The organism is Bradyrhizobium sp. (genome assembly GCF_016462955.1).
Taxonomy (GTDB): Bacteria; Pseudomonadota; Alphaproteobacteria; order Rhizobiales; family Xanthobacteraceae; genus Bradyrhizobium.
Window position 1 is genome coordinate 1 of record NZ_JAEMSD010000193.1, and the last position, 11,546, is coordinate 11,546.

Consider the following 11,546-nt stretch of genomic DNA (forward strand, 5'->3'; position numbering starts at 1 on the left):
TCGATGTTGCAAGCCGGATTCGCCGCCTCGGGTGAGAAGCCTGAGATCATGGCGACCCGGGTCGGCGCCGCGTCTGCCGTAATAGATTATTCAAGATAGACGGAGGGGAGGGTGAAAGTCTGGCTCGGTATTGGTGCGCTCCTTCTAGCGCTCATCGTTGGTGCGCAGTTCATCACCGTCTTTGTTGTTCAGCCAATTGGCGCGTTACCCGAGGGGCGGACCGTCGTCATAGCTCGCCTTACAAAGCTGAATTTTATCGACAGCGCGGACGCCTTTTGCGACCGAACAATGGGTGGTGTCAGCCTTCTGTGCCGGGCTGCCGTCCTCGGCAAGGTCACGAAGGAAGCTTCCATTCTCCTGCGTCTTCCTTATTCGGCGACCCTTTATCAAATCAGCACCGGCGGCAAACACTACGACCGATAGAAAGCGGCGAGCCGCCTATGAGGTTCGCGTTCGCCTTTTTCGCGGGATCGCTGCGGGTCAGCACGATTGCCGTCATGGCTTCAGCCTTCCAATTATGGTGTCAGCAACGTTGAACGTCAGCGCGAATTCGCGCGAGGGCTCGCCGGCCTCGAGCCGGGCTAGCGCTCGCCGGCGCTGCTCGCGATCCAACGCTTGGCCGGCCGGTTCAGGAAATCGTGCATGTCGTAACCTGAGACGCTCTTTTGCGGTGCGTTCGTCATCTTCGAACCAACGAGCTTGGAGCCTGCAGGCTTCAGCTCAGCCGCCGATCGCGAGCCTAGCCCCGACTGTGTCGTTGCCTGCATAAAATTTTTGAATCGTTGGCCCGGATCGATTCATTTATTTAATTGGACGGTCGATTCGGCGACTGCGATTCTGGCGCATGTCCGAACTCACCGTACAATGCCTCGTGCTCGAGCGTCGCGATCCGGCCCGTAACATGGCGCGGTTCTACGTGCTCACGATCGAGCCGACGCTCTTTGGCGATACCGCATTGGTGCGTGAATGGGGCCGTCTCGGTGGGCGGGGTCGACGGCGGCTCGATCTGTTTGATGGTCACGTGCAGGCCGTCGAGGCTCTCGAGTCCTGGCTCAGACGAAAAACCCGTCGCGGTTACGTCCAGCGGCATTCATCATGTTTGGAGCGAACGTGCGACTCCGCGTGAAATGGCCGGGATGGACGAAGCGCCGAAGAAAGTATACTAAAGTAATCCGAAGTCATCTTCGGTCGCATTCCAAGAATTGCAAAAGTATTCCATAATGAAGGTTATGCGAATAGAAGAGAATGACGAGCGCCGCCAATATGAGCTTCAGCCAGGCCCAGCCGGGCTGAGCAGCATATGGAGGTCGATCCGACGCCGGCGCTCTTTTGACTAATCAGCCCATCAGTGAATGACCATGTGCATGGCCAAGTCGAGCATGTCTCTGGGGACGCACTTTAAAACGCGTTGGGCCGGCCGCGCCTTGATTCAATTTGTGGACCTAAATACTAGTATTAAGTGACGGATACTATTAATAATCGGTTGAGTCCGAGGGCGTTAGGCTTAGTCGTTGCCCGCGCCTTATGGACCACGACCTGCCTCCGTTAATGTCGTCCGGCCCGCAGATCATTGGCCAGGGAAACTTATGAAGGAGGAAGCAAGCGCCGCCAATGGGCTGCAGTCACCGTGCTCTGCGGATTCCTGGGTTCGGGGAAGCCATCCTCATTCCAGCAACAACAAAATGATGGGCGCTGGGCATTAAAGCTCTATGCGACCATGTGACACGGAAATCTTGATTTTAAATGTTTAATGTAGTTAATATTAATGCTTTAATTTGGCGTGATTGAATTTTTGCCGGCGACGCCATGGTTGTAGCAACCATTACGAATAACAGCGCGATCGCAGCCGAACGGCAGATCGAGTGGGGTTTCGCGCTCGGCTCTTGGTTCAGAGCCTCTCCTGCAAGTCTTAAATTGGCTCGCTCACGAACATTAGAGATATCGCTTCAACATCCAAGCCGTCGTCTGGGTGACGGCCATCAGAACCTGTCACGCATATTCCCCTATCTCTCGCGAGGATGTCATGAGGTCCTTGTACGAAAAGTCCGGCTTGAGCCACATAGCTCTCGGATTCCGGAGTTGGCCACGGACTCTGCGCCAGAGAAATATTTGGGCGTCTGATTCAGACGCCGAGGACGAGCGGCTGTCGCCGCACGCCGCACGAAATCCGCTGAAAAGTACAGGCCTGAGCCCCTCCGATACCGCTGCGCTATCGTCCAGTATGACTTCGCCCGCCGGATTTGCGGGCGTAACCGCAGGATTGCGAACGCTAACGCCTGCGCCAGCCGACCAAATGACCTCAAATCCCGTCGTCATCCTCGGTCAGGTCCCCTCCGCGGCTTTGACCCCGGCCGTCGTTGGATCGTCTACACCTCCAGCGGTCGCGCAGATTTGTGGTTGCGGATACTTCATTGCTCCAACCCGATTACTTGATCAGATGGCGGCTCACAGCGGCCAATTGCAGGGCAGCCGATTGTCTGGAGGCGCGGATTTCGCGCTGACCGGCCAGGCCGGCATCATGGGAGCTTCCAGCAGTGCTGCCATGTCATTGCAGTACGTTGCGCCGCTGACCAACTGGAACGTGCTGCCAGGCGGAGGTGAGACCGGCATTGGGACGCCAACCAGCCCTATCGGGATTCTGTCCGGCTCGGTGACAACCACAACGGCAACGGCTCCTCCAGCCGGCCGGCAGGCCGCCACAACGGAATCGACCAGCCTTCTCGCGGCCGCAGCGACTTCTACAAATCCAATCGTTCTCGAGAACCAGAAGCCGGGAAACCCACAAAGCGAATGGGATATCGTTGGCGCGGGCAGTTCGAATATCGAAGGTTTTGCCACCGACATCAGCGTCAATCGTGGCAATCGGGTCGACTTCAAGATCAATACGAATTCATCAAACTACCGGGTCGACATCTACCGCCTTGGCTACTATGGCGGCATGGGAGCGCGAAAGGTCGCCACCATCCAGCACACGGGCGTGCAGAATCAACCTGCACCGCTGCGCGACGCGGCGACCGGCCTGGTCGATGCCGGCAATTGGTCCGTCTCAGCTTCCTGGGATATTCCGGCCGATGCGGTGTCCGGCGTTTATATCGCAAAGCTCGTGCGCCAGGACGGAACTGCCGGCGCAAATCATATACCATTCATCGTTAGGGACGACAGCAGCACCAGCGATGTCATCTTCCAAACCTCGGATACAACCTGGCAGGCGTACAACGGGTGGGGCGGCGCAAATTTCTATGGCGGCAATGGTCCTGCGACCGGTCAAGGTGCAGGACGCGCCTACGCCGTGAGCTACAACCGTCCAATTGCCACGCGCGGCAGCATCGGTACTGCGGCAGGTCCGCAGGACTATCTGTTCGGCGCCGAGTACGCGACGATTTATTGGATGGAGCAGAACGGTTACGACGTCTCCTACATGTCGGGAGTCGATGCAGACCGTTACGGCAGCCTGCTTCTTAACCACAAGATGTATCTCGACGTTGGTCACGACGAATATTGGTCGGGGCAGCAGCGCGCCAATGTCCAGGCAGCCCGCGATGCCGGGGTGAATCTGGCGTTCTGGAGCGGCAACGAGATGTATTGGCGCACGCGCTGGGGCAACAGCATCAGCAGCGACGCCAGCGCCTATCGCACCTTGATCTCGTATAAGGAAACCTGGTCACCGTCAGCTTCCATCGATCCAAGTAACGAGTGGACCGGCACCTTCCGTGACCCGCGCCTCAGCCCGCCGGCCGTCGGCGGCGGAGTTCCCGAAAACGCCTTGATCGGACAGATGTTCCAGGTCGATGATGTCGGCGCCAACAATAGCGGCGCCCTGCAGGCAATCACGGTCCCCTATGACGACGCCAACCTGCGCTTCTGGCGCAACACCAGCGTTGCAAATCTTCAGCAAGGGCAGACTGCGACGCTGACCAAGAACTATCTCGGCTATGAGTGGGATGAAGCGCCGGACAACGGATTCGACCCCGCCGGCCTTGTCCGACTCTCCTCGACGACGCTTCCGGTCAATACATATCTACTTGATTACGGTAACACGACCGGGGCTGGCGTTTCGACTCATAACCTGACGCTCTATCGCGCGCCAAGCGGTGCATTGGTCTTCGGAGCCGGCACGGTTTACTGGTCGTGGGGCCTGAGCGACAATCATGACTTGGTACCAACTCCCAGTGACCCACGCGTGCAACAGGCGATGGTCAACCTGTTGGCCGACATGGGCATTCAACCAGGAACGCTCCAGCCGGGGATGATCGCGGGTACCGCCTCGGCGGACTCGACGGCCCCGACCTCCACTATCAACGCACTAGCAAATTTCGCTGCCGGAAGTGCGGTCACGATTTCCGGCACGGCAGCGGATCTCGGCGGCGGCGTGATCGCCGGCGTGGAAGTCTCGACCGATGGCGGACTGAGCTGGCAGAACGCGATCGGTGACGAGACATGGACTTATACCTGGTCGCCGCAGGTTGCCGGGACTTACACCATCAAATCACGCGCGGTGGACGACAGCATCAATCTGGAAACACCCTCGGCGGGGCGCACGGTGACCGTTTCGGCACCAACTTATGTGACGCTGTTCCCAGGCTCGGCGAGCCCTGCGGTCGTCAACACCACGGATTCTAGTGCAGTCGAGCTCGGGGTGAAGTTTCAGACCTCGGTGGCCGGTACTGTTAGCGGCATTCGCTTCTACAAGAGCAGCCAGGATACGGGTACCCACACCGGCGAGCTCTGGTCGAGCACAGGCACGAAGCTGGCGACGGTCACCTTCACGAACGAGACCGCAAGTGGCTGGCAGAGCGCGATCTTTTCCACTCCGGTGTCGCTGACGCCAGGGGCAACCTACACCGCCTCCTATCATACCAATGTGGGCCGCTACTCCAACACCACCAACTACTTCACCAGTAACGTGACAAGCGGTCCGCTAACAGCGCCCGCTTCCGGCAATGGCGTCTACGCGTACGGCAGCACAAGCCTATTTCCGACGAATACGTTCTCTGCGACGAACTTCTGGGTCGACGTCATGTTCAACCCGTCCGCCGCCAACCAGTTGCCGGTGGCCGCGAACGATGTCGGCCCGACCGTTGCGCAAGATACGCCGACGGTCATCACGGCGGCATCCCTGATCGCCAACGACAGCGATCCCGACGGGGATGCTTTGACTGTCACTGCGGTGAGCGCACCCACGAACGTCACCGTCACACTCAACACGCAACCCAATCCGCAGAACAACACCATCACCTTCACGCCCAACGCCGGCTATACCGGTCCGGCGAGCTTCAGCTACACAATCTCGGACGGACGCGGCGGCACGGCTTCAGCGACTGTGAGCTTCTCGGTGGTACCGCCCGGAGCGGCTCCCGTGAGCCTGTTCAGCGCGTCCAGCACACCGGCACAGACCGCCCTTAATGATGGACAACAGCTCGAGGTCGGCGTGAAATTTACGTCGTCCGTTGCCGGCCAGGTCACAGCCCTCAAGTTCTACCGCAGCGCCGGCGACACCGGCTCCGACATCGTCGATCTGTGGACCGCGACCGGCACCAAGCTCGCCAGCGCGACGTTCACCAACACAGCCGCCAGCGGCTGGCAGACCGTCGCGCTGCCCGCGGCCGTGTCCATCGCCGCCAACACCACCTACGTTGCCTCCTATCACACCACCGGCACCTATGTGGCGACCAACGGTTATTTCACCACCGCTGTCACCAATGGCCCCCTGACGGCGCCTTCCGCCGGCAACGGTGTCTACGCCTATGGTGGCACCGGCACCGCCGGGATCTTCCCGACCAACACCTACAACGGCGCCAACTACTGGGCCGACGTCGTGTTCGTTCCGAACGGCTCTACCAATGTCGCGCCAACGGCGGTCGCCGACGCGGCGGACGCCACCGAAAAGGGTGGAACGGCGAACAGCACCAGCGGCTCGCTGGCCACTGGAAACGTCCTCACCAACGACACCGACCCCGATGCCGGCGACACGAAGACCGTGACCGCCTTCAGCTTCGGCGCGACCGCCGGTACGCTTGGCACGGCGCTCGCCGGCGCCCGCGGCAGCCTAATGCTCAATGCCTCCGGGGCGTTCACCTACACCATCAACGAGAACGATGCCGCGGTGCAGGCCTTGCGGCTGTCGACCAACACGCTGACCGATGTCTTCAACTACACCATGCGCGACACCGCCGGCGCCACATCGTCGGCGACACTGACTGTCACCATTCACGGCGCCAACGACGCGCCGGTGCTAGCGGCCCAGACCGGCAACCAGAGCGCCACCGTGGGCTCGGCCTTCTCCCTGGTGCTGCCCGCCAATACCTTCACCGACGTCGATTCCGGCGACACGCTCACCTACGCCGCCACCGCCGCCGACGGCTCGGCGCTTCCCGCATGGCTGACCTTCAACGCTTCGACACGGACGTTCAGCGGCACACCGACGGCGGCCGGTACCTTCGGTATCAGGGTTGCAGCCACCGATCTCGGGAGCCTGGCCGCCAACGAGACATTCAACATCATCGTGTCGACAACGCCGAACGCGGTGCCAACGGCGGTCGCCGACGCGGCGGATGCCACCGAGAAGGGCGGAACCGCCAATGGCTCGGGCGGCTCGCCCGGAAGCGGCAACGTCCTCACCAACGACACCGATCCGGACGCCGGCGACACCAAGACCGTCACCGCCGTCAGCTTCGGCGCGACCTCAGGCACGCTTGGCGCGGCCCTCGCGGGAGCCCACGGAAGCCTCGTGCTCAATGCCTCCGGTGCGTTCACCTATACCATCAGCGAAACCGATGCCGCCGTGCAGGCCTTACGGCAATCGACCAACACGCTCACCGATGTCTTCAACTACACCATGCGCGACACCGCTGGCGCCACGTCGTCGACCACGCTCACGGTCACCCTTCACGGCGCCAACGACGCGCCGGTGCTGGCGGCCCAGACCGCAGACCAGAACGCGAGCACCGGCTCGGCCTTCTCCCTGGTGCTGCCTGCCAATACCTTCACCGACGTCGATTCCGGCGACACGCTGACCTACGCGGCCACCGCCGCCGACGGCTCGGCGCTTCCGGCATGGCTGACGTTCAACGCTTCGACACGGACGTTCAGCGGCACGCCGACGGCGGCCGGCAACGTCGGTGTCAGGGTTTCAGCGAGCGATCTTGGCGGCCTTGTCGCGAGCGAGACATTCAATATCGCCGTGTCCGTTCCCCCCGCGACGGTGAGCCTGTTCTCGAGTTCGGACAGGCCGGCGGTGCTGTCGGATTCCGATGCGTCCCAGGTTAATCTAGGCGTGAAGTTTACGTCGTCTGCGGCCGGCACCATTACCGGCATCAAATACTACAAGGGCGCCAGTGACACCGGCACGCATACCGGCTCATTGTGGAGCAGCACCGGCACCCTGCTGGCGACCGCGACCTTCACGGGCGAGACCACCAGCGGCTGGCAGACCGTGACGTTCGGCAACCCGGTGTCGATCACCGCCGGCACCACCTACGTCGCGAGCTTCCACAGCAACGGCCGTTACACGGCAACTGGTAACTATTTCACCACCGCTCATGTCAACGGCCCGCTGACGGCCCCTGCGAGTGGCAACGGCGTTTACACCTACGGCACGGGCACTCTGTTCCCCACCAGCACATTCGGTGCAACCAATTACTGGGTGGATGTGGTGTTCACCACAGGCGGCGGCGCCAACCAGTCGCCGGTTGCGGCGAACGACAGCGGTTTCAACGCTTCCCAGAACAGTTCGCTCACGATCGCTGCTTCGGCGCTGCTCGCCAACGATACCGATCCGGACGGCGATGCATTGACGATCACGGGTGTCAGCGGCGGCGTCAACGGCACCGCGAGCTTGAACGCCCAGACCAATACTGTGTCCTTCACGCCGACGGCGGGCTATACCGGGCCAGCGTCCTTCAACTATGCCATCGCCGACGGCCGGGGGGGCACGGCCAGTGCGTCGGTCGCTCTCACCGTGAACGCCGCGTCTTCTACCATTGTGAGCCTGTTCAGTTCGAATCCGACGCCGAGCATTGTGTCGGTCAACGATCCGAACTCGGTGGAGCTTGGGATGAAGTTCCAAGCCTCCAGTGCCGGCGACATCACCGGGCTCCGCTTCTACAAAGGCGCATCGAACACCGGCACCCACGTCGCGGATCTCTGGAGCAGCACCGGCACCCTGCTCGCCACCGCCACCTTCACCAACGAAACCGCCAGCGGCTGGCAACAGGTCAATTTTGCGACCCCGGTGACGATCAACCCGGGAACCACTTACATCGCATCCTATCACACCGCCGGAAACTACGCGGCCGATCCGAGCCTGTTTGCCAACGCTGTCACGAACGGACCGCTGACGGCTCCGTCGTCCAGCTCCAGCGGCGGCAACGGCGTGTATGCGTACGGAACCGGAAGCCTGTTCCCCACCAACACCTACAACTCGACGAGCTATGGTGTTGACGTGCTGTTCCGTCCCCAGCTGACCGGCTAGGAGGACTGATGGAGAGAGTGGACAAGGACAATCGGCTGCCAGTCACCGTGCTCAGCGGATTCCTCGGTGCAGGGAAGACCACGATGCTCAACCACGTGTTGCTGAATCGCGAGGGTCTGCGCGTTGCGGTCATCGTCAATGACATGAGCCAGCTAAACATAGACGCGAATCTGGTTCAGAACGGCGGTGCCAACCTGTCACACACGACGGAGACGCTCGTAGAGCTCAGCAATGGTTGCATATGCTGCACGTTGCGCGACGACCTCCTGCTGGAGGTCAGGCGATTGGCTCAAGAACGGCGTTTCGATTATCTGCTGATTGAAGGAACCGGGATTTCTGAACCTCTTCCCATTGCGGCAACATTCTCGTTTCGCGACGAAGCTGGCACCTCCCTTTCTGATTTTGCGAGACTCGACACAATGGTCACCGTCGTCGACGCCTTGAGCCTGCTCGCCAACTATAGCAGTCGTGACCTGTTACGTGATCGCGGCGAGTTGCGCGGTGCGTATGACCAGCGAACGCTCGTCGATCTCCTGGTTGAGCAGATCGAGTTCGCCGACGTAGTGGTGATCAACAAGGTATCAGAAGCGACAGAGGCGACTCGTGCGGCAATTCGCAAAGTCGTTGCTGCACTCAATCCCGAAGCGCGCCAAATCGAGACCGACTTCGGCGAAGTTCCTCTCAAGGTGATTCTCAACACCGGCCTTTTCAACGAAGCGAAGGCTGCGACACATCCCCTCTGGCACAAGGAACTATACAGCCCGGCTTCCCATGTGCCGGAGACCGATGAGTACGGCATCTCCAGCTTTGTCTACAGGGAGAGACGTCCCTTCGATCCCCTCAGGCTTTTGTCTTTTCTCAACAAGCCCTGGCCGGGTGTGATTCGTGCCAAGGGACATTTCTGGCTCGCCACCCGTCCGGATTGGGTGGCTCTCCTCTCCGTTGCTGGAATCCAACGTCGGTGCGAGCCGATGGGCTTTTGGTGGGCGACAATCCCAAAAACGAGCTGGCCAAGCCATCCTCAGTTTCAAGAACATCTCAGAAGGCGATGGGACGCCGTTTGGGGCGACCGCCGCCAGGAACTCGTCTTCATCGGTTCAGACATGGATGAAGCGTATATGCGAGCCTTGCTGGACGACTGTCTCGCCCATACCGAAAACCGGTTTGATCCGCAGAGCTGGCGCGGCCTTAGCGACCCGTTTCCATCTTGGCATTCTCCTGACCACAGGAACCACACCGCGGTGTCCCTTATCTAGCAGTTCCTTAGAAGTCCTTCGGGCTTGCGCTGATTCAATATCAATACGTCTGCTCTTCGATAGCCTCGCATGAGAGTCCCCGATCGCGGCAACGACTTGAGTTCGTTTGCGCTTATTAGCCCTTTAAGCTCGCGCTCTTGTGCAGCTCAAAATCAAGCTAGAGCGCGTACTGATAAATCGGATACCGACGGCGTCTGTGCAATCGCAGGAAATATCGCGATGGCCAACCGGAATTGCTCTACATGGGCTGGCGAGAGGCCACCAACTGGTGCAGGTTTAGTTCAATTTGCGGCGCAGCTGCTTGATGATCTCGCGAAGGTCGGCCGCGTACTCCTCGATTATCCGGCGCGAATCGTCCAAGCGCGATGGCTTGGCTTCCTGATCGTCGGTCTGTTTGTCAGGACCGGGCATGGCCCCATGGTCCTTTGTAGAAGTGGGGCACCATTGACCTAGATCAAGAAATAACGCGAAGCGACGATACTCTTTCAGCTTGTCGACCGCCTCCGCTCGCTTCTGTGACCGCTCCAACTCTTCCTGGGCGTGAGCCCGCACCGGTAGGTACCTTCCATCTGTTCGTAGAGGCGGCGGGTGCGCCGCCTTCCCCCGCCTCCAGCATTCTATTGCTTGCCCCGTGATTCAAGCTCCCAAACTGGGAGCCGAATCGTGCCGCGAGCGCCAACTATGAATGTCCTTGCTGCCGAACAATCCGCATGGCGGTCCCTTGGGTAAACGATCAGTGGCATCTTCTGGGTCCTGCGATCCGGCGCACCTTGGCGCGATTGCCCGATCATTTTGATCCTTACACCTCCTATAAATGGCTTGTCCGCTGGCGGCGAGCTGGTGGCCGGCATCATAGTGTACTTGCCCCTGCTCATGATGCCGCTGTCCAGACGATCGATACCTCCATTTTTCGCGTGCGTCCGCGGTCGACCTGCTTCAGCCTGTATCCTACCGAGCTCGCAAGCAGGTCGACGTTCTTCAACAGGATCAAACAATATCGTGGGATGGCGCTGCTCTATGAAAGACTCGCCGCCAACTATCTTGCCTTCGTTCAACTCGCGCGAACCAGGCTATGGCTGCGTCCACGTTCTAGTTCCCCGCGAGCCAGCGGCGTTGGAGCGGCTTGGTGATTGGATCGGGGCCGCCGTGCTCAGCCCGTAGCATCGGAACCGAACTGTTTGCGTAATATTGATTATGGAATATCCGAAGCTAACTTCGCGCCAGAAACACTGGGCGCAAAAGCGCGGTTGTTGCCGCGTCAAACATGAGTGCCCTAGAAACCCATCATAGCTTGATTCTTTTGGCTTGGCAGGCACACATGTTAATTTTGCGGGTTTTATTGTCGGCACCGGCGCGACGGCCGTACCTACCCCTTCCCTTTCTGGATTTCGTAACGCTGGTACGTACGGTTTAAGATCAGTGCCGCTGCGACGGCGTTGATCGGAGCCCGAATTGCCATGCGCCGGGCCGGGTGGTCCACAAGTCTATATCAGCGTCCAAATTCGTCCGTAGTGCGAGGGGGACATTCAACCAGACCTGCGTGCCGCAAGTGATGTTGCGCGATCGGTTGAGCGCCCGAGGCCCGAGCAATCGTGCTCCGCAGGTTAGTCGTCTCCAGAAGTCCGGTTCAGATCCTCGCGCGGCGATCTTCATCCCCATCGCCGTTCCATCAAGTCCCTGCGTGATGACCTGCTAGAGGCTGAAGACGCTGCGCTGACGGGCGCGATTGGCATCCGTGAAGGCGATGGGAGGCGTATCCAGCTTGGCCGCGTCCGGGCCGTGGCCGTCCCCGGCTTTTCCGTGGCCGCACAGTACTGGTC

The 11,546-nt window shown here is 60.2% G+C and carries 5 protein-coding genes and 1 pseudogene; 5 read left to right on the forward strand and 1 reads right to left on the reverse strand.

The window, feature by feature from the left end; translation table 11 throughout:
• Positions 1–111 precede the first annotated feature (111 nt).
• The 4 genes from JHD07_RS19915 to JHD07_RS19935 all read left to right on the forward strand — a co-directional run bounded on the left by JHD07_RS19915 (position 112) and on the right by JHD07_RS19935 (position 9,726).
• Positions 112–423 (forward strand): hypothetical protein, encoded by a 312-nt coding sequence (locus tag JHD07_RS19915; RefSeq protein ID WP_291624978.1) that lies wholly within the window; start codon positions 112–114, stop codon positions 421–423.
• Positions 424–844: 421 nt separating this feature from the next.
• A complete protein-coding gene (locus JHD07_RS19920; protein WP_291624980.1) occupies positions 845–1,126 on the forward strand; it encodes a WGR domain-containing protein in 282 nt (93 codons plus the stop codon).
• An 897-nt stretch (positions 1,127–2,023) separates the two neighbouring features.
• Entirely contained in the window at positions 2,024–8,470 is a 6,447-nt protein-coding gene (locus tag JHD07_RS19925; RefSeq protein WP_366864848.1) for a DUF4082 domain-containing protein, read from the forward strand.
• Between the two features lie 8 nt (positions 8,471–8,478).
• The gene (locus JHD07_RS19935; protein WP_291624981.1) at positions 8,479–9,726 is read left to right on the forward strand and encodes a GTP-binding protein; all 1,248 of its coding nucleotides are present in this window, start codon (positions 8,479–8,481) and stop codon (positions 9,724–9,726) included.
• A 276-nt stretch (positions 9,727–10,002) separates the two neighbouring features.
• Here JHD07_RS19935 and JHD07_RS19940 read toward each other — a convergent pair whose 3' ends face one another.
• The gene (locus JHD07_RS19940; protein ID WP_291624982.1) at positions 10,003–10,278 is read right to left on the reverse strand and encodes a hypothetical protein; all 276 of its coding nucleotides are present in this window, start codon (positions 10,276–10,278) and stop codon (positions 10,003–10,005) included.
• Between the two features lie 183 nt (positions 10,279–10,461).
• Here JHD07_RS19940 and JHD07_RS19945 point away from each other — a divergent pair.
• Positions 10,462–10,565 (forward strand): annotated as a pseudogene (locus tag JHD07_RS19945) (IS5/IS1182 family transposase); the annotation flags it as partial.
• Positions 10,566–11,546: the final 981 nt, after the last annotated feature.

What these genes read in the sequence shown, in the direction of transcription:
- JHD07_RS19920 (WP_291624980.1), top strand. Translation starts at nt 845, where the DNA reads ATGTCCGAACTCACCGTACAATGCCTCGTGCTCGAGCGTCGCGATCCG.
- JHD07_RS19935 (WP_291624981.1), top strand. Translation starts at nt 8,479, where the DNA reads ATGGAGAGAGTGGACAAGGACAATCGGCTGCCAGTCACCGTGCTCAGC.
- JHD07_RS19925 (WP_366864848.1), top strand. Translation starts at nt 2,024, where the DNA reads ATGAGGTCCTTGTACGAAAAGTCCGGCTTGAGCCACATAGCTCTCGGA.